Genomic DNA, 21526 nt, shown 5'->3' on the forward strand with positions numbered 1-21526 from the left:
TTACGCTAACGGGTTGGGAATTTGCCTTCGGCGGCAATCTTCCTGTTTAGTTCTTCCAGATACAGATCCTCGTCCACCGGCAGATCCACTCCCTTTCCCAGCCAGCTGGAAAGCAGGGTCGCATTCGCCAGGTTTACACCGTTGATGCCGTCGGCCCCCGGTGCCAAAAGAGGGGTTCCCTCCAGTATATGGCATGCGAAATCCTCCATTACGGTCATATGCTGCACGCCCCATCCATCTGTATTCTCAAAGGTTTCCACCGTGTACAGGCCATCAGCTCCGGCAGCGTTTCCCTGTGTCAATTTCACCAGCTCCATCATGGACATCGTGCGGTTTAACTCGTCTTCCTTTTTCTTCAGCCGGTAAACTGTCGCTGTTCTGCTGTCTTCCACGACAATCTTTCCGCCGTCCAGGTCGATCTCCAGACGGTCTGTACCGATGGGATCATGGGTACAGGTTACAAAGCTCCCGGTCGCTCCGCCAGGATATTCCGTAACAATGGTAACGTCGTTCTCCACAATAATATCCCTGTGATCGCCATAGATGCATTTTGCGTAAACCTTATTGGGGATTCCGCATATCCACTGCCACAGATCCAGCTGATGAGGAGCCTGATTGACCAGGACGCCTCCGCCCTCTCCTCCCCAGGTCGCGCGCCAGCCGCTCTGACGGTAATAGCTGTCCGGACGCCACCAGGAATTGATAATCCAGTTAGAACGGCGGATCTGTCCCAGCTCTCCGGACTCGATGATATCCTTAACCTGCTGATACAGCCTGTTCGTGCGCTGATTAAACATAATACCGAAAGCCGTCTCCGGATGCGCCGCCGCGCATTCGTTCATCTCACGCACAGACTTTGCGTATACGCCCGCCGGCTTCTCAACCAGGACATTCATCCCCCTTTCCAGACAGTAAATCGCAATCTCTGTGTGGAGATAGTGGGGAACCGTCGTAACTACCGCGTCAACCGTACCGGAATCCACCAGATCCTTCCAGTCTTTAAAAAACGGCGTCTCGGGATACTTTTCTTTACACATGGCCTCCTTCGCAGGGTCCGTATCGCACAATGCACCGAGGGCACAGTGAGGCGGACACTCCGGTGCGGGCATCCCCGGGAAGCCGCCCCTGCCCGTTAAAAATCCAGCGTATGCGCCTCCCTGTGCCCCGATTCCAACTAATCCAAATCTTACTTTATCCATAAAAACTCTCCTTTCCACCTAACGCTCTATAGCGTTTAATATCTCTTTCAGAGCGTAATACTGCAACGCGTAGCCTTCCGCACCGTCCGTGGCCTTGTTTTCCCGGATGATGCTGTCCGCATCCGCGAGCTCCAGGGATTTTAGCGCATCAAATACTACCAGATGGGGTTCCAGTGTCAGAAAGCCCTCATATCCTTCTTCTCTGACAGCTCTCTCCAGAATCTCTTTAATTTTTCCTTCGCCGGTCCCGCAGAGCACATTTTCTTTATCCGATGCCACGGCATCCTTAATATGGATATAAACAACCTGGTCATGGAGAAGCTTCCAGCACTCCACAGGGTCCTCTTCACACTGCACAAAGTTGGCAAAATCAAAGACTGCCTTAAAATGATCGCTTCCCAACGCATCCAGGATCACCCTGCAGCGCTCCTTCCCATCTCCATAGATCCCCTTTTCATTTTCATGGATCAGTACAACGCCGTACGTTCTGGCTACAGCGTCAAACTTTATCAGCTTTTCGATCACTGCTTCCCGGTAGTCCTCCGGATTCCGTCCCTCCGGAATATAGAAACTGAAAATGCGAATGTAACGACAGTCCAGTACCTTTGCGATCCTGCATAGCTCCTCCAGCTGAACCAGCTGTTTTGCGATCCCTTCCTCATCACCGATTTCAACTTTACCTATGGGGGAGCCTAAGGAAGATACCCGGACTCCCGCGTCCTTAAGCTTCGGCAGCAGCTTCTCCTTCACCTCTTTTGCCGAATAGTCAGCTATACTCTTTCCATCGGCAGTACGAAGGGAAATGTACTCCATACCAAGTCCTGTAACCACCCTCAGCTGTTCATCGAAATCAGAACTGATCTCATCGGAAAATCCGGAAATCATAATTTTCTCCATATGAAGCAACCTCCTGTTTTAAGCATGCTGCGCCTGCGCTTTGATTTCTGCAATCCTTTCCTGAATTTCTTCCATCTTTTCCTTTGTCAGAGGGTAGAACTTCATGGCAACCAGGTTACAGAACAGGCCGAATAAAATCAATCCGAAGAAACAGACCAGGCCGATGAATTTCAGTTGAGGGCTATAGGGAGTATCTACAGTAGGCAGAGTCTCTTTAAAACCGATCATGGCGCACATAACGCCTACGATACTCGCCGCCAGAGAGGAAATCAGCTTATCTACAAAGCTGAACAGGGTTCCCATCAGGCCAGGAACGTATTTCCCGGAACGGTAAACTTCATAGTCGGCACAGTCAGCAGTCATGGGAATAACGATATTGCCGGATACTCCCATACACCCCTGTCCCAGAATATACAACACCAGGAATGCCAGAGTGAAGAAATTCCAGCCGGTGAAGCCTGCAATACCCGGAAATGACATCTGAGCCGGATCTCCGACCACAAACAGTACAATATTTAAGATTGTAAAAATGAGACCTCCCCAGGTTCCGAACAGCATGGCCTTTCTCTGTCCTAAACGGGTTGCGATCCATCCTACGCCGAAGAACAGGATCAGCATGTTCGGAATGGACGTATAACCGGCTACAGCGCCGGACAGCGCATAGTTGCCGCAGACGATGGCATACAGGATAACGCCTATGGTAGAGTTGCTTCGGACAGAGGATGCCAGCTTATCCGTAGATGCCGCGACTACCAGCATCTGGATAGCCCTGTTATTCTTAAGCACTTCCCAGTAATCCTTAAACCCTACCTTGACCGCTTTGCCTGTACCAAAGAACTCCAGGCGGTCCTTGCTGGAAATGCAGTAAACGGCAATACAGGTCAGGATCGCGGATACGGCTGCCACATAGCACCAGATTTCGTGGAAGAATGCGGCGTTGAATCCCCCGTGTTTCGGTACTAAATAACCGGAAATAAAGATCGGAAGCACCGCAAATACGAGCGTATTATAAACGCCGTCAAATATCGAGAACAGAGGTCTCTGCCTTGGGTCATTGGTCAGACAGGACTGGGCGGATTTCGTAACTACGCATTGGAACGTATAGCCAATGATATAAATCATGTAAATCAGCACAAAGAAAATAAAACGCGCCCCCTGCGGAAAGAGATGGGTCACATGAAGCAGGATAAAGCTTGCCACGGCAAGAATCACATTACCGATGACCATAAACGGACGGTTTTTGCCGAATTTTGTATTCGTCTTATCTACCAGATATCCGATGAACGGGTCTGTGACACCGTCCCAGATACGCATCGTGGTGATCAACGTTGATGCAACGACTACACCTACGCCCACATAGCCGGTTAAGTAATAAGCGATAAAGTTCATCATAAACATGTACAGGTTCGTAGCCGTATTATTAAATGCAAATCCCCCGATCTGCCACAACTTCGCGCGGTGCATGCCGCTTGTATTCGTTGTTGTTCCCATATGTATAAACCCTCCTGATATTTTAATAAAAGCATGGTCCCGTTAGGACAGTCGTCCTCCTTTTTCTAACGACATTTTAACACTGCTCAGAAAAATGTATGAGGAGAGTTTTTGTAGAAATCTGTAATATTATTATATTTTTTGTGAGCTCCCTACAATTGGGTCCTGACGAGAATCAGCTCCCGATACTCGCTGGGAGTTTTACCTGTAGCCTTTTTAAACAGCTTGCTGAAATAATTCACATCCGAGATTCCCACGTCTGCCGCAATATTCTGAATCTGCATATTGGACGTATTCAGATAACGGATCGCCTGCTTCATCCTCTGCTGGTTTACGTATGCCGTAATGGTTACCGACATCTCCTTCTTAAACAGTGAGGACAGATAGCTGGGATTGACACAATACTCTGCCGCCAGGTTCCTCAATGACAGGTCGGACATCAGGTTTAAATCAATATGGTTGACTACCTTTTGAACCAGAGGCGAATATCCCTGAAGAGAGTAATTCCTCACCAGCATACAGTACTTGCGAATCATCTCCAGATTGAACCGGTCTGCCTCCGTCTTCGTCATCAGCGTTTCTATCTTCTTCGCAAACTTGCAGGATAATTCATCGATATGTACCGGATGCACGCATCCCGCCTGGGCCGCCTTCCGGTAAAGCGTATTGGCCGTAATCATAAGATTTCTGAAGTTCCTTGCAGGGTCTTTATACCGTTTGGCAATGTGGAAATTACGGAATCTCCCATGGACCTTTAAGGCTTTTTCCATATTCCCCTGAGCTATGGCAGCCAGCAGCTCCTCTTCTGCTTTATATCTTTCTTCAATCAGCTTTGCCGCCAGAGGCTCAGCCGGAGGATTGCTGAAAAAATTCATATCCCCGTATTCATCAATGCTTTCTCTGCGGACAATTTCCATTTCCCGCCCGCCATAGAGTTTCCCTGCCATAGCTGTAAGGACTGCCAGCCAGGGCTCATAGAGCAGCATAACCGGAACTGCATTATAGTATTCCTGCAGCTCCTTCATCAGCCCCATAGGGATTTTATGGGACTGCACAAGCATATTGAGCTGATACTCATCCACATATTCCTTCTGATACGGCCCAACTAACACCATTTCTCCATACTGGCCTTCTTCCTTCGGTATTCGGAACAGGCAGTATTCCATTTCAAAACAGTCATTTAAAAAATACAGGATCCCTTCCCGGCAGAAACTGTACAGATGCCTTACCGTCTGTCCGATCCCGCCCTCCTCCATAAACGTCTTCCTGATACCCAGGTCAAAATCCCCGATTTCGTCATCAGGTGTTTTTATGACCGTCATATTTACTCCAAAGCCCCCTACGAACGCCTCAATGACTTCCAATAAATCTACCTGCATCTTTTCCTCCATCTGTTTTACAAATATACGAATTCTGCATCAGGACACACGGCCTGTGATCTAATTGCTAATATACCTTAAAACGATTTGGAATCGGTAGAACAATTTCAAGCATATATCGTAAAATTTTTACCCCAAATGATCGTTACTCCTGAAATTTTGCTGTTTACGGCATCAAAAAAAGAGCCAGGTACTGAAAACTGGCTCTTTCATAAAATTCTCTGTTAATTCCTCGGATGTGCCCCCGCGTATGCACTGCGAACCGCCTCTCCCTGGGCGTAATTCATGTACATCTGGGTCGTCGCCATATCGGAATGGCCCATCATGGCCTGAACCGCGTGAATATCGGCTCCATTCTTAAGAAGATGGGCGGCGAAGGAGTGACGCAGCGTATGAGGCGTTATATCCGCCTGAATACCGGCCTTTTCTCCATAAAATTTAATAATCTTCCAAAAGCCCTGGCGGCTCATGGGGCGGCCGCTGCAGTTGGTGAACAGCCACTCGCTCTCCTGGCCCTTTAACAAACTGACGCGTCCGTTTTCCATGTAATTCAGCATGGCCTGCTTCGCAACCTTCCCGAAAGGAATCATGCGCTCTTTATGTTCATCCCGGCACGTGATAAAACCAACTGCCAGATTGATGTCTTCCACCTTTAAATTAATCAATTCCGAAACACGGATTCCCGTAGCATAAAGAAGCTCCAGCATGGCCTTGTCCCGGATCTCCTTCGGCGAATCGCCGTTTGGCTGCTCCAGTAAGCTGTTCACTTCCTCTACTGTCAGTATGGTCGGGGCTTTTTTCTCAATCTTCGGAGCCTTTATAAGTTCCGCCGGATCTCTTCGAATCCGTCCCTCTCCGAATTCATAGTGAAAAAACGCTTTCATGGAAGCCAGAGTCCTGGAAATGGTTGTAGTCGCCCTGCCCTCCTTCTCCAGATACAGCACATAGGAATTAAGGCTTGTCTTTGTAACCTTTTCCACATCCGTAATTCCCTGCGCCTCCAGATAGGAAGCCAGCTGCAGTAAGTCTCTCTGATAAGAGACCTCCGTATTCTTAGAGGTCTTCTTCACCTCTCTTAAGTACTTTACAAACTCATTTATCTCCGTAACCATCTCTACGTCCCCTAACCTGCCGGTATCAAAACAGCCCCAAAATCGGCCTCTTCCTATCCATTATATAGAGTTATTTCGATAAAATCAAACACATTTTTCCCACTTTGGGGGCATTTTCATACTACTTTACATAAAAAGTACAACATGTTGGAAACGCAGGGATTTCTCTCGCAACATGTTGTAAAAAAAGTTTTAAATATTTTTTTGACTTTTTTCGTCTTTTAGCCTGAAAACGCCCTTTTCATGCGGTCTTTCAGACATTTTTACCCAGTCATACTCAGAAAGTAGGGATTCAGCCACACCTCGCACGCGCTTCCGGCAGCCACAAATGCCAGCACCAGAAGCAGCGCCGGAATTCTCAGTCTTCCGTTTCTCCTGATTCCCCACATGAGCAGCAGACACCAGACGGGAACGTACAGAAATGCCTGCGGCATCACACTCGCAAGAAAAAACGGCAGTCCCAGAATTCCCTTCTGTCCCGTCATGACGGATAAAACCACCCCCACCGACAGGCCGAAGCCGGCGCTCAGGACGCAGAAGCACGGCACCGCGTAGGCGGTCAGGCCGATCAGCCAGGCGATCAGCACTTCAATCATTCTCTGACGGCAGATATCTCCAAACAGCGCCAGCTGCTCCGTTCTTCCCAGATTCGACTGGTGGCTCAGCAGATTTAAATAGTATCCCGCCTGATCGCTTAAAGAAGCATGCAGGAAATTAGCCGCGGCTGTCCCTGCCAGGAGTCCGGCAAAAAAGAACAGGATAAAACGGTTTCCGCCGCTTCCGTATCCCACGGCAGGCAGGGCAGCCGGGCTTTTCCGAAAATGGATGGGCGTAAACGTTCCGCCCCGTATCCGAAGTCTCGGTCCCATGCTTCTAAGTCGTATGGCCATATACAAAAACCCCCTCACAGGTCTTGTCACAATCTATGCCTGTAAGGGGATTTCTATGCACCGGATTCGCGGGGGGGCGGCTGATTCGTCCTGCCACTGACCTGCTGATCTGTCCTGCTATTCTGTCCTGCTGCCGACCGGCTGATCCAGCCGGCTATTCCACGTGGTATTTTCTGGCATATGCCATGATGGCAGCGATCGTCTTTCCGTCCGTAATTTTTCCTTCAAAAATAAGCTTCTCCAAATCAGCAACTGTCCATTCTTCCACATCGATGCACTCGTCGTCATCGAGATGCTGTCTGGACGGCTCCAGTTCCCTCGCCACAAAGATGTCGATGGCCTCGTCACAGAAGGCCACGGTCGTGTTCACGCTGATTAAATACTCCATCTTTTCTTTGTCTGTCTTAAATCCGGTCTCCTCTTCCAGCTCCCTGTGCGCACAGTCCAGCTTCGGCTCCTCCGGGAAATCCAGAGCGCCGGCCGGAATCTCCAGCGTATAGCGGTCCAGTGCGTTCCGGTACTGGCGGACCATCAGAAGCTTTCCTTCCTTCGTCACAGGAACCACTGCAGCCGCGCCGTTGTGATGGATAAAATCCCAGTGAGCCTCATGCCCATTGGCTTCCACTGTGTCCTCGTAGATCTTTAAAATTGTTCCCTGATACTTAAGTTCCCTGTTCAAACGCTTTACCGGCGGCTGTTCCATCTGATATCCTCCATCTTTACACTTTATTTCTTAATTATATATTTCGCCATCTTGATAAGTGGCGTCATTTTATATTTTCACATTTCTCATAACAGGCGTCTCCCGCCTTAATCACCGCATTGCGGAACCCATGTTCCTCCAGCGCCGCTACCGCCGCGATCGTCGTACCGCCCGGCGAGCAGACCTTGTCTTTCAGCGCACCCGGATGTTCTCCGGTTTCCAGCACCATCTTCGCGCTTCCCAAAACGGTCTGGGCCGCCATCTTATAGGCGGTGTCCCGTGGGAGTCCGTACTTCACCGCACTGTCAGCCAGAGCCTCGATAAACATGTATACATAGGCCGGAGAGCTTCCGCTGGCACAGACAACCGCACTCATCAGCCGTTCCTCCACGATACACATCTCACCAAATGAGGTGAAGATATTCCGGAGGGTCTCTTTTTCCTCGTCATCAAACGCCTTTTCATCGAAGCAGACGCCCGTCATCCCTTCGCCCAGGAGCGCCGGTGTATTCGGCATCGCCCGCACTACCCGTTTTTCTATTCCCAGCTTTTCCTTCAGCTGGCCGATGGTAATTCCCGGCGCAATGGAAATAATCACATTGGCTTCCGTCACCACGTTGCGGATATTTTTAAGCACCGGATCGAAATACTGGGGTTTTACCGCCAGAATGATGTACTTCGCCTGGTTGGCACATTCCGCATTGCTTCCCACATGAGCGACTCCCGTCTCCTCCGTGATCTCTTCGCATTTCTCCTCATTCACATCCGTGAAAATGATGTCTCCCTTACCATATACATGAAGCAGCCCCTTTAAAATCGCACTGCCCATATTGCCGATGCCGATAATTCCAATCTTCGCCATATACGATGCCTCCTGTTCCTTATGTTCAGCCTGTCTCAATGATACATATTCTAACACTCTTCCATTCAATATTCAATGGCCGCAGAACCAGGAAATTCCTTTTTCAAAAAATTCCGATCAAAAATCCATTCATTTTATACTCATCCATTTATTCATATATTTCTCAACTTTATCTGGCTTCCTCCTGACATTTTGCCTTATTTTTTTATCTCACGTTTATCATTTCAACTTTTTGTCATGACATTTTCATACTTTTTGTTGATTTTATCGCATTTTTTATATTTTTTTCAACATTTTGTTTGACTGTATCATACCTCAGTGATAAAATTAAATGAGAAAAGACAAGCCAACAATAACGGAGGGGTTTATGAAAACAATCTACGATAACTGGCCATTCTGGCAGAGGCTTTTAAACATGCTGGAGAATGAATTCGGCAACCGCTGTGAACTGATTCTGCACGATCTGACCAGGGATTACGCCCATACGGTCGTCGATATCCGTAACGGCCACATTACCGGGCGCAAAATCGGTGACTGCGGAAGTAACCTCGGTCTGGAGGTACTGCGCGGAGAAGTTAAGGACGGAGACCGGTACAACTACGTTGTCCACACACCAAATGGGAAGATTCTGCGCTCTTCCACAATGTTTCTCTATGATGATGACGGTAATGTAATCGGCTCACTCTGCATTAATCTGGATATCACGCAGACCGTTGCCCTGGAAGGAATACTGCATCAGTATAACCGTTACGTTCCCGGCAAGGAGACAGAAAAACCGGAGGAGGAATGCAAGGAGACGTTTGCAGGCAACATCAGTGATGTACTCGATTTTCTTATTGAGCAGGCCGGAGAACTGATCGGGAAACCGGCAGATGAGATGAACCGTCTGGAAAAAATCCGTTTTACTGGATATCTCGATGCGAAGGGCGCTTTTCTAATCACCAAAGCCAGTGACCGGGTCTGTGATTACTTAAAGATTTCCCGCTATACACTGTATAACTACCTGGATCTGGCCAGAACTGAAAATGGGGATTCCGATTTAAACACCAAAAGAGAAGGGACAGGGGTAAAATGAATATTTATGACGAACTGAATGTGGACAGGATCATCAATGCCAGCGATACCTACACACGAATCGGCGGTTCCCGCATGAGCCGCCGCACACTGGAGACCATGCAGGAAGCCGCAGAAAGCTTTGTGGACATCGGAGAATTATCCGATGCCATTTGCAAACGAATTGCAGAGCGCACAGGCAATGAGACGGCGTTTATCTCATCGGGGGCGGGAGCCTGCGTCGTTCTCACTGCCAGCGCCTGTATGACCAGGGGAAACGAAGAGCTGATGTACCAGCTGCCAGATGCCTCTTCCTGCCCGAAGAATGAAATCATCGTATTTGCGTCTCAGAAGAACTGTCCGATTCTTCCCTACTGGCATTTAACCGAGCTTTCTGGCGCATCGCTTATTCCTGTGGCGGACAGTATTAAATCGCTTCAGGAGGCCATCGGCCCGAAGACGGCCGCCGTCTTTTTCTTCACCGGAACCGTTTATGAATGGACCACTCCTGACTTAAGGGATGTGATTGAGACAGCCCACGAGACCGGTGTGCCCGTGATCGTGGATGCGGCGGCTCAGCTTCCTCCGAAGTCTCTGATGTCCTGGTATACCGTGGACTTAAAAGCGGATGCCGTCATTTTCAGCGGCGGAAAATTCATAAACGGTCCTCAGACGACGGGGATCGTGCTGGGGCGCCATGAGATTCTCGACCACTGCCGGGCCATGGCCAGCCCTAATGTAAGAATCGGCCGGCCCTATAAGGTAGGCAAAGAGGAGTATGCGGCATTTTACCGGGCCTGCATGGATTTCCTTGACCTTAATGAGGAGGCGAAGTACCAGGAACTAAAGGCTGTTCTGGAACACATAAAGGCCTCTCTTTCCGAAGTTCCAGGGTATCACAGCTACATAGAGGAAACCGGACGTCTCGGCCAGCAGATCCCCATGCTCTACCTTCAGTTCACCGATGGAACCACGGGAAAAGAGTGCTATGACTTCCTGTATTCTGCACCGGAACGGATAGATATCGGAACCTTTAACCCCAAAGATCCCACGGGTGATCCGTGCCGCATCTTTATCAACGCCATCAATCTGCGTGAACCGGATCTCCCAATTCTGATTCAGAAACTGAACCGCTTCCTCACCTTGCCGGAAAGGGGGCGTTCTCATGAATGAAAAAACGCTGGTCCGGTACTACGATGCCCCAAAAAACAGTTTCTTTAACGGCGAGCTCTGTGGCCGTGATGGAGACTGGCATGTCGAATACAGAAACGACGGGCCGCCCGAAACAGACCTTTTCTTAAGCCCCGGATGGATCGATATGCACTCTCACATCTTTGATGGATTCGGCCTTTTCGGTACGGAAGCCGATGCGGTTGGCTGGAAGACAGGAACCTGTCTTCTGGTCGATGCCGGAACCGTGGGGGAATACACACTTCACGGCTTTACAAAGTATGTGATGCCGACTATTGAAACGAATATCAGGCTGTTCCTCTGCATCAGCCCGATCGGCGTGATCTTCCATCACGATTATAATGCCATGCAGTATTTGAATGTTGACCGCTGTGCCGCATGTGTGGCCGAACATCCCGGACTGATTTCCGGTGTGAAGGTGCGTATGGGCAGTGAGACCATCCGTCACGAGGGTCTCGAACCGCTGCGCTTAGCCAGCCTTGCCGCCCGGAAGGGAGGTGTTCCGATGATGGTTCACGTCGGAGGAAATCCCCCGTATTTAAAGGACATGGAACCGTATTTTGAAAAGGGAGACATCATAACCCATGTATTCAATGGCCGCGGCGGCGACGTGTGGAACCCTGACGGTACACCGTCAGAAGCACTTCAGAAGCTGATCGACCGCGGCGTCTGGCTTGATGTGGGACACGGAAGCAGCAGCTTCGATTTCGATGTATTTGAAAGAGCCGCCCGCTACCCGCTGCCCCGCTTCCTGATGGGAACCGATTTACACCAGAGCTCTGTGAAAAAACTGGTGCGGAACATGGCTGTTCTGCTCTCCAAACTATACGGCTGCGGTGTTTCTCTGGAAGACATTCTTTACGGTGTCACCACAGGTCCCGCGACGGCGCTGGGACTCACCGACTGGTGCCGCTTAAGTACAATTCAGAATGCCACACTGTTCCGCATCGTGGATCATACGGAGACGTATGAGGACTGTCAGGGAAATTCGCGGACCTTTCACAAGGCGTTTTCGACAGAGGCTGTTATACTGAATGGGGAGTATCGAAAGACTGCTGCTATATTATAACTATAAGGGTATGTTGAAGAATAAAGAGTCCGGCGAGCCGGACTCTCGCGCCGGAGCGCGGTTGCTTCAGCAACCATAATTCCTTAGCGCGAAGTGCGCATCCTGCCCGGAGTTTTTTTTATGTAACAGGAGCACTTTCCTGTTACATAAAAAAGCTGATCTCCATGGACCGTTTGGATCCACAGAAATCAGCTTTACTTTTTTATCAGGAAATGTCTCTCATTGCTGCGGCTTTCCTTCCCCACAGCTCTTACCGCCTTCCACAGCTACATAATCCCATTGAAATCTGCGTTTTTCAGCAATTTTTCCAGACGGAGCTGCGCTTCTCTTAAAAGCCGGATCGTGAGCGCTTCCTTTTCCGGATCATACCGGAATACCGGCATGGCGATGCTCATGGCCGCAATGACTCCGCCATCCCGCCGGATGGGTACAGCCACACAGCGAATGTACTGGGTTGATTCCTCACATTCAAAGGCAAGCCCGTTTCTCTGTATCTCATCCAGCTGGTATGAAAGCCTGTCTATGTCGGTTATCGTATTCGGCGTCAGCGCTTTTAAGCCATCCGGATACAATCGCTTCAGTTCGTCCTTTGATTTTCCTGACAGCAGCGCTTTCCCGATTCCTGTCGCGTAAGCGGGCAGCCGCTGTCCCGGGGATACCACGGAACGGACCGGCTCGGTGGAATCCACCTTATAGAGGTAGAACACGTCTCCCTCTACCAGTTGGGCAAAGTAGCAGGTCTCGCCGCAGGCTTCCACAATCGTATGCATCTGCGTCTGAATGTCGGTGGTGAGACCACCTCTTCTTAAATATACATTACCAATCTCATAAGCCTTGTATCCGATACAGTACCGGCCCGTATCAGGATTCAGGGACAGCATATGAAGCTCACAGAGCGTATGTACAATTGGGAACAGGCTGCTTTTCGGAGCTTTTAATGCGGAAGCAAGCTCTGTCAGCGTCATTCCCTGGACGGGCGCTGCCGTCAGCTGCTCCAGCGTATCAATCACGCGTTTCGTCGCGCGGTGAAGTTCCTCGTTTGGCACGTTCTAACACCTCTTCTTTTATTCACAGCTGTGTATCTGCCGCACAGCTGAACAGTTATTCTTATTGTACACACTTTTTCCAAATAGTACAAGCATTAATTAACCTTTTACAGCCCCCTGCGTCATGCTGCTGATAAAGTATCGCTGAAGGAAAATAAACATTACCACGACGGGAAGACTGGAGAGCAGGGAAGCGGCCATCAAGTCGTTCCACATGATTTTATCATAACTCGCCATCTGTCCGATCGCCACCGGTAACGTCTTCATCTTATCCGATGTAATACACAGCATGGTAAACATATATTCATTCCAGCTCTGGATAAATGCGTAAATTGTCGTGGAGATCAGACCAGGCAGCGTCAGCGGAGCGATAATCTTCCAGAATATCTTCAAATGGCTGCAGCCATCAATTCTGGCCGCCTCGTCCAGTTCCCTGGAAATGCTGTTAAAGAATCCATACATCATCCAGGAACAGAACGGTATGACACTGGCGATGTGAACCAGGATGATTCCTCTTCTGGAGTTGGCCAGCCCATAGATTGTAAGAAGCTTATAATAGGGCACAAACAGCATAACCGCCGGAAACATCTGAGTCACAAGAATGAACATCATGATCATCCCTTTTCCTTTAAACTGAAAACGGGAGAACCCATAGCCGGCCAGCGTGGAGAAGAGGACCGCAAGTACGGTAGCCACCGTGGAGATAACCACACTGTTCTTTAAATAGGTGAAAAACGGATACTCTGTTATTACGTTTTTGTAGGCCTCCAATGAAAATGTCTTTGGAAACATCGTTACGGTAGAGCTGGTCATAATCTCGTTGATTGACTTGAATGAGGTGGAGGCCATATAGAGAATCGGCACAAGGACGATCAGGCTTCCCAGAGTCAATCCGATATAGCAAAGCGCATTTATTCTCTTTTGACTATTCATCCTTTAACAACCTCCTCTGCAGAATACTAATGACAATACAGATCAGGAACACCACAACCGCCAGGGCGGACGACGGACCGAAATCGAAAAATTCGAATGCCCGCTTATAGATGTTGACACCGATGGTATTGGTGGCACCGTTGGGGCCGCCCTGGGTCAGCAGCCAGATCATCGTCACATGCTTGAACCACCATACGACATCGAGAATCAGGGTAACGGAAAGTGTCGATTTCATGCTGGGAACCGTCACATACCAGAAGGTCTTCCAGTTGGTGGCCCCATCGATTCTGGCCGCCTCAATGATGTCACCCGGCACAGTCTGAAGTCCGGCCAGAAGCTGGATCATCACGAGAGGGTATCCTTTCCAGATACAGATAAAGATTAGTACTGCAAGTGCCAGCTTCGGAGATCCCAGCCAGGACATCGGCTCCTGCAAAATCCCCATGGATACCAGCGTACTGTTTAAAAATCCCATGGTAGGATTGAAAATCCACCGCCACAGATTAGCAATTACGACTTCCGGAAAGAGCCATGGAAGCAGTAAAATAGCCCGGAATACGGTGCGCCCCTTTATATCCCGGTTCAGCATAACCGCAAATAAAAATCCAAAAATAAAGTGTCCCAGTACGACGCCGACCGTAAAGATCAGCGTGATCTTCATGCTGGAATAGAAATCGGCCTCCGTCAAAACCTTTGCATAGTTTTTCAGGCCAATAAAATTCCATTTGTTGACCAGATTCGTCTTAAAAAAGCTGATATAGATTCCATAACAGAACGGATAAAGAAGCAGCAAAGCCAGCGTGATTACCGCAGGCGTGACAAAGCCATAGGCCGCAACGCGCGTTTTTACCCGATTCATCGTTCCATTCATTCCGTGCTTCAAATAATCACTCCCCTCAACATACAGGAAAGACCGGCTGCCGGAGGGCAGAGCCGGTCTTTCCTGGCTGGTACTTTAACCTTCATTCGCGGCGTCACAGATCTCCTGCGCTCTCTTCTGCGCTTTGGCTGCTGCCTCCTCTACGGTCGATTCTCCGGTGAATACAGACTGATATGCCTGTCCATGTACATCGTTGATCTCGCTGTAGCCTGGAATATTTGGTGTTTCATAAACGGTCTGGCGTGCCTCTAAGAAACCGGCCAGCTCCGGCATATCGTTGATGCTCGGATCGTCAAGAGTCTCTGTACGGGTTGGAAGACGGCCTGTCATAACAGAAAATTCAAGCGCTCTCTCCTTCTCAAGCATAAACTTAATAAATTCAGCAGATTCTTTTTCATGTTTTCCAGGTGTAATGAAATACCCAAAACCACCCGGTGTGCTGACAGAACGCTCCACTGCCGGTACCGGGAAGGAACCGAGTTTGCCCTTTAACTCCGGAACCTGAGAGGTTATCGCACCAATCGCATTGGAGCCGGTAATCAGCATGGCTGCTTTGCCTGATGAAAACAGATTGACTGCGGTCGGGTAATCGGTCTCAATGACTCCCGGAGGGCAGGTATGGTAAGTCACATCCAGATCGGTGTAGGCACGCAGTGCATCAATATACTTCTGAGAACCGATATCGGTAGTCCACTTTCCATCGTCTCCCAGAATAAACTCATCCACACCAAAGTTACGGATCACATACTGGAATCTTCCTGCGCCGGAACCATTGTTTGCGCCGACCAGGGTATTACCGTAGGCTCCGTCTCCCGTCAGGGCTTTGGATACTTCTACAAATTCATCCCATGACTTCGGTACCGCTACCCCTTTTTCATCGAAGATATCTTTACGGTAAACAATACCGGATGCTCCGCTGAACCATGGCGCGCCGTAAGCCACTCCGTCTACACTTGCACTTGCAAGGCTGACACTTTCAAATCCGTCCACGTAGTCCTGCCCAAAAATTGGTGCGATTTCCGCAGCCAGCCCCATATCCACAATCGTAGCGGTATCCAGCATATTCGCCAGGAAGAAGTCCGGCATGGAATCCGATGTTGCCAGCGTTATGTACTTTTTCATAAGATCATTGGCGCTGACGCCCTCTACTTCCACGGTAATTCCGTTGCCCAGCGCATTGAACTCCTCAATACACTTCTTTTCAAAGTCTCCCTCCGGAGACTCCAGAATCGTGGAAGAAATATAAGTAATCGTCACATTCTCTCCACTGCTTTCCTTTGCAGCTTCTGTCTCCCCCTCTGTCTTTGCTGCTTCCGTCTGCTGTGTCTCTACGGCTGCCGCTTTCGTAGTCTCCGGAGCCGCTTCTTTTCCGCCGCATCCGGCCAGCATAGAAGCCGCCATCACTACTGATAATCCAATTGCCAGATTCTTTTTAACCATTTCTTCTCCTCCTTGTATCGCTTTATCTTTACCATTCAATTGGTGTTCCGTCGTAGGTCCGCCACATTGGATTCTTCCAGTTATGGCGGTTCTTATTCTGCTCCTGAACCATCTCCTCGTCTACTTCTACGCCGAGTCCCGGCCCTTCTGGAATCTCAACAAAACCATCTTTAAAATGAAATACTTCCTTATTCTTTAAGAAATTGATCCTCGGGTTCGTATCGCCTGCATCGTGAATATCAATGCTCTGTTCCTGAAGTACCAGATTCGGTGTCGCCGCTCCCATCTGAATACAGGAAGAAAATGCAATCGCGTCCAGAGGACAGTGCGGCGCAACTGCCACATCGTAAGCTTCCGCCATGGCTGCGATTCTTCTCGCTTCGCTGATACCACCCGCATGGCTCAAATCGGGCTGGATAATATCCACATATCCCTGCTCAAACAGAGATTTATAATCCCACCTGCTGTACATTCGCTCTCCTATGGCAATGGGTGCAGATGTATACTTCGCTACCTCACGCAACGCTTCCTTATTCTCCGGAAGCACCGGTTCCTCCATAAAAAGCGGATGAAACTGGTCTAATTCCCGGACCAGAACCTTTGCCATAGGCTTGTGAATTCTTCCGTGAAAATCAATGGCCATATCGATGTTGTTACCGATGGCATCACGGATTGCTCCTACTTTTTCCACCAGCTTATTCACGCTTTGCAGCGTATCTACATAATGGGTGGGGTCTGTCGGCGAAGTCTTAATGACTGTATAGCCTTCCCTGACCGCCTGTCTCGCATCCTCTGCCACTTCTTCCGGCGTATCACCGTGTATGCTTCGGTATACCTTAATCTTATCCTTGACCTTTCCCCCCAGCATCTCATAAACAGGAGCATGATAATACCGCCCCTTGATATCCCACAACGCCTGGTCGATACCGGCGATCGTGCTCATCAGCACCGGACCTCCCCGATAAAAGGCGCGGCGGTACATGGTCTGCCAGTGCTCCTCAATCCGCAGCGGATCTTTTCCTATAAAATAGTCGCGCCACTCATTCACGGAAGCTTCCAGCGTTGCAGCTCTTCCTTCTACCAGAGGTTCTCCCCAGCCACAAATTCCTGCATCCGTCTCAATCTTTAACAGCAGAAAACGGTGTGGCATAAAATAGAGCTTCATGTCTGTAATTTTCATTTTTCTCCTTGCATCCCTTTCTGTTTCATTATTTGTACTTCTCGCTTATCTGTTCGTATATAGGAACTTAGTTCCTCATATTAACCATATTTTTACTATACCCCATGTTTTCCCGTCTGTCAATATAGAAAATCTCTTTTTTCTGTATTTATTGTTTATTATGTACTTCTTTTTTCTTTTATATTTCAATTTTTCTAGCATATTATTATTATATTTTTTCTTTCAGTAAAAAACAATTGACAAAAGCTTTTCCTCACGCCTATAATATAATTAGTTTTTGAAGAACCGAGTTCTTATATAGGAACTATATATTTTCAGATTATTAACTTCATCTTACTTTTATGTTCTTTAAACAGGAGGTCATCATCATGACAACTTTTGATAAAATTCTGGCAGACGGTATCATCACAATTATCCGCGGCCTGGATTCCGATCATGCGGAAAAGACGGTGGAGGCAATCTTCGCGGGCGGGCTTCGCCTGGCCGAGATCACCTTTGACCAGACAGCCGCGCCTGAGGTTACAGCGAATATCATCCGCACTTTAAACCGGAAATTCGAGGGGCGGGTCCTCATCGGCGCAGGCACCGTCATGACCGCCGGGCAGCTCCATGCAGCGTATGACGCAGGAGCCGCCTACATTATTTCCCCCAATGCAGATTCCGCCATTATCCGTGAGACAAAGCGCCTCGGCCTTCTTTCCATACCCGGCGCCTATACCGCAACGGAGGTGGCACGCTGCTATGCCGATGGAGCCGATATTGTAAAGGTATTCCCCTCTGATTCCGCCGGTCCGGGTTACATAAAAGCGCTTCGCGGCCCGCTTCATCACATTCCGCTTGCCGCAGTCGGCGGAGTAAGCCTGGAAAATATCCGGGACTTCTTCGATGCAGGAGCCTGCTGCGTGGGCATTGGTTCCAATATTGTCAGCAAACAGGCCGTACAGGAAGGGGATTTTGACAGGATCCGAATGCTTGCCGCCGCTTATGCGGCAAAACTTTAATAAGAAAGTTGGTGTTTCCTTGTATTACTTCTACTTTGACTCAGGTACAACAAACACGCGGGCCTGCCTCTTAAATGGCGGAACCATTCTAAACCGCGGAGAAATTCCGGTCGGTTCCCGCGATTCCGCTCTGCATCAAAATCGGGCCGTCCTCATATCCGCATTAAAACGGCTCTATGACCAGCTCCTCTCCGAATCAGGAATTGTCGATACGCAGGTGGCGGATATCTATATGTCCGGAATGATTTCCAGTCCCTCCGGATTGACAGAGATTGAGCACTTGTCCACCCCTGTGGATTTTAAAAAATTAAAAAACAGTATTGTCACTCATTATGAGGCCGATTTTTTTCAGCGATATGTTCATATTATTCCCGGAATCAAGACGCTTCCCCAGGGAATGACAGCTTCCGTCGAGACTGTGGTTGATGCCAATAACATGCGCGGAGAGGAAACTGAGTTGTTTGGAATTCTCCACCGCTATCCTGGTCTGGCCAGCGGCAGAAGCATCATCCTGCTTCCCGGTTCCCATACACAGGCGGCTTTCCTGTTCGACGGTACCATCGAAAATATCTCTTCCACCATAACAGGGGAGCTCTATCACGCCCTGGCCGGGCATACGATTCTCGGTTCCAGCATCAATGGAGAGAAGTGTACTGAGCTTCTTCCCCACATGGTCTGTATGGGATACGATATCGTTCACCGGTACGGTTTCAACCGCGCGCTGTACGTCGTCCGCAGCATGGACTTATTTGCCGGTTCGACGCTGTCTGAGCGGCGCTCCTACTTAGAAGGCGTGATTAACGGCGGGGTCATGGATGCCATCGTCTCCGTCACACAGGACAAACCAGCAACAATCGCCGTGGCCGGACCGCATATGCAGTATGAGATCTTTTCGGCCTTTGCCGATAAGCTGTTTCCGCAGTTTAAGATCACGGAAGTGCCTGTCACTCCGTCATTTCCGTTTGCCGTAGAAGGATTTTTAAGTCTTATGGGATTTTAGGAATCATTGACATTTTTCCCCTTTTCAACTATGATTGTTATACAAATCATTTAAGGGGGAAACTGCAATGGCAGGAACACGCAGACCGGTCACTACCATTAAGGAACAGGTATATCAAATCATCAAAGAGGATATCTGTAATGGTGTCTACCCGCCGGGCTACTGGCTTCAGGAAACTGATCTTTCCGCCGCGCTCTCCGTCTCAAGAAGCCCGATCAGGGAGGCGCTGCGCCAGTTGGTCGCGGATGGACTTGTGGTAGAATACCCGAACCGCGGTGTGTTCGTTAAGGAATATACGCAGAAGGATATTGAAGATATCTTCGATCTGCGGATCATCCTGGAGAGCTATGCCATCCGGAGGTCCGGTCAGAATCTCACCTCTGCATATGCCGAAAAGCTTAACGCCTTCATGGATACTTTAATCTACTACCATAAAGCGGCTGATCTCCAGAATTACATCAACGCAGACACCGGACTCCACCAGCTGATCATTGAGCTGAGCGGCAATAATCTGGTTATCAGCACTTATGAAAGGGTCTATTCCATGGTACAGCAGTTCCGGATCTATTCCCTTACCAGCAAGGAACGTTTTGACGAATCGGTGACGGAACATACCAAGATCATACAGAACATCCTGTCCGGGAACGCCCGGGAGGCCGACCGGATCAACCGGACTCACTTAGAACTGGCCCGCGAAAAGATCATTGTATATTTAAACAAAAAAGATGCTCTCCCTTAGCCTGTCGCCAAAGGAGGGCATCTTTTTTATTAATGGAAAAATACTGCCAGAATACAGATCAGGATGGAACCAAAGATCGGTATGATAATGGTTCCTATGCTCCATGTCTTCAAGTTGGTCTTGATATCCATTCCACTGAAGTTGGTTACCACGTGGAAATAACTGTCGTTTAAGAAGGACGGACACATGGAGGTCAGGCAGACCGCCAGACCGGCCAGGTAGGGATTAATTCCCAGGGTTGTAAGCATGGGGGCGATGATCGCGGAACCGGTAATCATCGCGGTTGTGCCGGAGCCCTGCGGGAAACGCATAATCGTTCCAATCAGAAGCGGAACCAGAATTCCCGGAATTCCTACTGCGACGATTCCGTCTGCCATCAGCTGAGCCGCGCCGGTTGCTTTCACGACCGCACCCAGAGCGCCGCCTGCTGCGGTAATGCAGACGATCGGGCCCGCGTCCTTTAACGCGTCGTTCATCATTCCGTTGACCGTCTTCTTATCCATGTCCTTAGCCAGAACAAATGCGCCCAGACAGAGAGAGATAAACAGAGCGATTACAGGATTTCCGAGGAAGGTAATGATGCCTCCCACGGCGTTAGCCTTCCATGCGGTCTGGCTGACAACGGTATTGCAGAGAATCAAAAATACGGGAAGCAGCAGAATCGTAAAGGAAATGCCTGCTGGCGGAAGCTTTTCCGTGGACAGCAGCGCTTCAAAATCAGAGTTCTCCAGCTCTTTTCCCTCTTTCAGCTTTTCATCGATCTTATCCAGAACCACCAGCTGAGCCTTCGTATACTTGCTTCTGTCGATCTCGCTCGGAACGATGAAATCAGGGTACCGGTTTCCGAACCAGCGGAATAAAAAGATGGATACGATGAACAGCGGAATACTGAAAAGCAGTCCTGCTATGATAAACATACCCAGATCAACGGGGATGCCTTCTTTCTGGAACGTACTGACTACCGCCAGAGGTCCCGGTGTCGGCGGAACCATAAAGTGGGTAATATAGAGGCCCATACCCAGGATGCCGCCCAGTCCTACCATGGATTTCTTGGTCAGACGGGAAAATTCTTTTGCCAGTGACGATAAGATAACGAATCCCGAATCACAGAACACTGGAATGGAAACCACAAAGCCAGTCAGACCCAGCACCACATCGGCCCGTTTCACGCCTACCATCTTTAAGATGGTAAGAGCCATACGCTTTGCCGCTCCGCTCTTCTCCAGGAAAATTCCCATGATACAGCCAAAGCCGATCACGATGCCGATACTGGCCATCGTCCCGCCAAAACCGCTCGTCACGGTGCTGATGGATTCCCCTAGCGGAATGCCTGATAAGATGCCGATTAAAATTGCAGAAATAATGAGTGATGGAAACGCATGCATTCGCGTAAAGATAATCAGTCCCATCATAACGACTACACCAATTAACATAGCTATTACTGGATTCATACAGTTACTC

20 protein-coding genes are annotated in these 21526 nt (G+C 49.2%); 6 read left to right on the forward strand and 14 right to left on the reverse strand.

From position 1 onward, the window contains the following. Positions 1-5: 5 nt before the first annotated feature. The 8 genes from ACLTD4_RS03875 to proC form a co-directional block, all read right to left on the reverse strand. The gene (locus tag ACLTD4_RS03875; protein ID WP_117623141.1) at positions 6-1199 is read right to left on the reverse strand and encodes a Gfo/Idh/MocA family protein; all 1194 of its coding nucleotides are present in this window, start codon (positions 1197-1199) and stop codon (positions 6-8) included. A gap of 18 nt (positions 1200-1217) precedes the next feature. Continuing rightward, entirely contained in the window at positions 1218-2096 is an 879-nt protein-coding gene (locus tag ACLTD4_RS03880) for a sugar phosphate isomerase/epimerase family protein (RefSeq protein ID WP_117623140.1), read from the reverse strand. Positions 2097-2114: 18 nt separating this feature from the next. Further along, a complete protein-coding gene (locus tag ACLTD4_RS03885; protein WP_055656797.1) occupies positions 2115-3587 on the reverse strand; it encodes an MFS transporter in 1473 nt (490 codons plus the stop codon). Between the two features lie 152 nt (positions 3588-3739). Then, positions 3740-4966 carry a helix-turn-helix transcriptional regulator gene (locus tag ACLTD4_RS03890; RefSeq protein WP_055656795.1) on the reverse strand — a complete coding sequence of 409 codons (1227 nt, stop codon included), beginning with the start codon at positions 4964-4966 and terminating at the stop codon, positions 3740-3742. Between the two features lie 224 nt (positions 4967-5190). Further along, on the reverse strand, positions 5191-6078 hold the full coding sequence (xerD, locus tag ACLTD4_RS03895; RefSeq protein WP_002602131.1) for a site-specific tyrosine recombinase XerD: 888 nt from the start codon (positions 6076-6078) through the stop codon (positions 5191-5193). A gap of 263 nt (positions 6079-6341) precedes the next feature. Continuing rightward, on the reverse strand, positions 6342-6968 hold the full coding sequence (locus ACLTD4_RS03900) for a stage II sporulation protein M (protein ID WP_002602130.1): 627 nt from the start codon (positions 6966-6968) through the stop codon (positions 6342-6344). A gap of 154 nt (positions 6969-7122) precedes the next feature. Further along, positions 7123-7671 carry an NUDIX hydrolase gene (locus ACLTD4_RS03905; protein ID WP_002602129.1) on the reverse strand — a complete coding sequence of 183 codons (549 nt, stop codon included), beginning with the start codon at positions 7669-7671 and terminating at the stop codon, positions 7123-7125. A 64-nt stretch (positions 7672-7735) separates the two neighbouring features. Then, positions 7736-8533: a pyrroline-5-carboxylate reductase gene (gene proC, locus ACLTD4_RS03910; protein WP_117623139.1), complete on the reverse strand. Its 798-nt coding sequence runs from the start codon at positions 8531-8533 to the stop codon at positions 7736-7738. Between the two features lie 367 nt (positions 8534-8900). Here proC and ACLTD4_RS03915 point away from each other — a divergent pair, with 367 nt between their 5' ends. From ACLTD4_RS03915 to ACLTD4_RS03925, 3 genes are read left to right on the forward strand one after another with little or no spacing between them, the layout of a single operon-like run. Next, positions 8901-9608: a transcriptional regulator gene (locus tag ACLTD4_RS03915; RefSeq protein ID WP_117623138.1), complete on the forward strand. Its 708-nt coding sequence runs from the start codon at positions 8901-8903 to the stop codon at positions 9606-9608. Next, on the forward strand, positions 9605-10759 hold the full coding sequence (locus ACLTD4_RS03920) for an aminotransferase class V-fold PLP-dependent enzyme (protein WP_117623137.1): 1155 nt from the start codon (positions 9605-9607) through the stop codon (positions 10757-10759). Before ACLTD4_RS03915 ends, ACLTD4_RS03920 begins: the two co-directional genes overlap by 4 nt. Beyond that, entirely contained in the window at positions 10752-11846 is a 1095-nt protein-coding gene (locus tag ACLTD4_RS03925; protein WP_117623136.1) for a hypothetical protein, read from the forward strand. Before ACLTD4_RS03920 ends, ACLTD4_RS03925 begins: the two co-directional genes overlap by 8 nt. 266 nt (positions 11847-12112) lie before the next feature. Here the strand turns inward: ACLTD4_RS03925 and ACLTD4_RS03930 are convergent, their stop codons facing one another. From ACLTD4_RS03930 to dgoD, 5 genes are all read right to left on the reverse strand, one after another. Continuing rightward, positions 12113-12892: an IclR family transcriptional regulator gene (locus ACLTD4_RS03930; RefSeq protein WP_055656786.1), complete on the reverse strand. Its 780-nt coding sequence runs from the start codon at positions 12890-12892 to the stop codon at positions 12113-12115. A gap of 99 nt (positions 12893-12991) precedes the next feature. After that, positions 12992-13825: a carbohydrate ABC transporter permease gene (locus tag ACLTD4_RS03935; protein ID WP_055656784.1), complete on the reverse strand. Its 834-nt coding sequence runs from the start codon at positions 13823-13825 to the stop codon at positions 12992-12994. Continuing rightward, positions 13818-14696, reverse strand: a complete 879-nt coding sequence (locus ACLTD4_RS03940; protein WP_055656933.1) for a carbohydrate ABC transporter permease — start codon at positions 14694-14696, stop codon at positions 13818-13820. Before ACLTD4_RS03940 ends, ACLTD4_RS03935 begins: the two co-directional genes overlap by 8 nt. A gap of 84 nt (positions 14697-14780) precedes the next feature. Then, positions 14781-16145, reverse strand: coding sequence for an ABC transporter substrate-binding protein (locus ACLTD4_RS03945; protein WP_117623135.1), 1365 nt, complete (start codon positions 16143-16145; stop codon positions 14781-14783). 28 nt (positions 16146-16173) lie between these two features. Next, positions 16174-17325, reverse strand: coding sequence for a galactonate dehydratase (dgoD, locus tag ACLTD4_RS03950; RefSeq protein WP_117623134.1), 1152 nt, complete (start codon positions 17323-17325; stop codon positions 16174-16176). A gap of 368 nt (positions 17326-17693) precedes the next feature. Here dgoD and ACLTD4_RS03955 point away from each other — a divergent pair, with 368 nt between their 5' ends. From ACLTD4_RS03955 to ACLTD4_RS03965, 3 genes are all read left to right on the forward strand, one after another. Beyond that, the gene (locus ACLTD4_RS03955; protein WP_181988632.1) at positions 17694-18326 is read left to right on the forward strand and encodes a bifunctional 4-hydroxy-2-oxoglutarate aldolase/2-dehydro-3-deoxy-phosphogluconate aldolase; all 633 of its coding nucleotides are present in this window, start codon (positions 17694-17696) and stop codon (positions 18324-18326) included. Then, positions 18280-19326: a 2-dehydro-3-deoxygalactonokinase gene (locus ACLTD4_RS03960; RefSeq protein ID WP_181988631.1), complete on the forward strand. Its 1047-nt coding sequence runs from the start codon at positions 18280-18282 to the stop codon at positions 19324-19326. The genes ACLTD4_RS03955 and ACLTD4_RS03960 overlap by 47 nt, the downstream gene beginning before the upstream one ends. 67 nt (positions 19327-19393) lie before the next feature. After that, positions 19394-20065, forward strand: coding sequence for a GntR family transcriptional regulator (locus ACLTD4_RS03965; protein ID WP_055656774.1), 672 nt, complete (start codon positions 19394-19396; stop codon positions 20063-20065). Positions 20066-20094: 29 nt separating this feature from the next. Here ACLTD4_RS03965 and ACLTD4_RS03970 read toward each other — a convergent pair whose 3' ends face one another. Next, entirely contained in the window at positions 20095-21516 is a 1422-nt protein-coding gene (locus ACLTD4_RS03970; protein ID WP_412331139.1) for a GntP family permease, read from the reverse strand. Positions 21517-21526: the final 10 nt, after the last annotated feature.

It is taken from the genome of Hungatella sp. (assembly GCF_046966825.1).

Excerpts from the sequence above, each read along its gene's own strand:
- ACLTD4_RS03875 (WP_117623141.1), bottom strand. The coding sequence starts at position 1,199 with ATGGATAAAGTAAGATTTGGATTAGTTGGAATCGGGGCACAGGGAGGC.
- ACLTD4_RS03880 (WP_117623140.1), bottom strand. The coding sequence starts at position 2,096 with ATGGAGAAAATTATGATTTCCGGATTTTCCGATGAGATCAGTTCTGAT.
- ACLTD4_RS03885 (WP_055656797.1), bottom strand. The coding sequence starts at position 3,587 with ATGGGAACAACAACGAATACAAGCGGCATGCACCGCGCGAAGTTGTGG.
- ACLTD4_RS03890 (WP_055656795.1), bottom strand. The coding sequence starts at position 4,966 with ATGCAGGTAGATTTATTGGAAGTCATTGAGGCGTTCGTAGGGGGCTTT.
- xerD (WP_002602131.1), bottom strand. The coding sequence starts at position 6,078 with ATGGTTACGGAGATAAATGAGTTTGTAAAGTACTTAAGAGAGGTGAAG.
- ACLTD4_RS03900 (WP_002602130.1), bottom strand. The coding sequence starts at position 6,968 with ATGGCCATACGACTTAGAAGCATGGGACCGAGACTTCGGATACGGGGC.
- ACLTD4_RS03905 (WP_002602129.1), bottom strand. The coding sequence starts at position 7,671 with ATGGAACAGCCGCCGGTAAAGCGTTTGAACAGGGAACTTAAGTATCAG.
- proC (WP_117623139.1), bottom strand. The coding sequence starts at position 8,533 with ATGGCGAAGATTGGAATTATCGGCATCGGCAATATGGGCAGTGCGATT.
- ACLTD4_RS03915 (WP_117623138.1), top strand. The coding sequence starts at position 8,901 with ATGAAAACAATCTACGATAACTGGCCATTCTGGCAGAGGCTTTTAAAC.
- ACLTD4_RS03920 (WP_117623137.1), top strand. The coding sequence starts at position 9,605 with ATGAATATTTATGACGAACTGAATGTGGACAGGATCATCAATGCCAGC.
- ACLTD4_RS03925 (WP_117623136.1), top strand. The coding sequence starts at position 10,752 with ATGAATGAAAAAACGCTGGTCCGGTACTACGATGCCCCAAAAAACAGT.
- ACLTD4_RS03935 (WP_055656784.1), bottom strand. The coding sequence starts at position 13,825 with ATGAATAGTCAAAAGAGAATAAATGCGCTTTGCTATATCGGATTGACT.
- ACLTD4_RS03940 (WP_055656933.1), bottom strand. The coding sequence starts at position 14,696 with ATGAATGGAACGATGAATCGGGTAAAAACGCGCGTTGCGGCCTATGGC.
- ACLTD4_RS03945 (WP_117623135.1), bottom strand. The coding sequence starts at position 16,145 with ATGGTTAAAAAGAATCTGGCAATTGGATTATCAGTAGTGATGGCGGCT.
- dgoD (WP_117623134.1), bottom strand. The coding sequence starts at position 17,325 with ATGAAAATTACAGACATGAAGCTCTATTTTATGCCACACCGTTTTCTG.
- ACLTD4_RS03955 (WP_181988632.1), top strand. The coding sequence starts at position 17,694 with ATGACAACTTTTGATAAAATTCTGGCAGACGGTATCATCACAATTATC.
- ACLTD4_RS03965 (WP_055656774.1), top strand. The coding sequence starts at position 19,394 with ATGGCAGGAACACGCAGACCGGTCACTACCATTAAGGAACAGGTATAT.
- ACLTD4_RS03970 (WP_412331139.1), bottom strand. The coding sequence starts at position 21,516 with ATGAATCCAGTAATAGCTATGTTAATTGGTGTAGTCGTTATGATGGGA.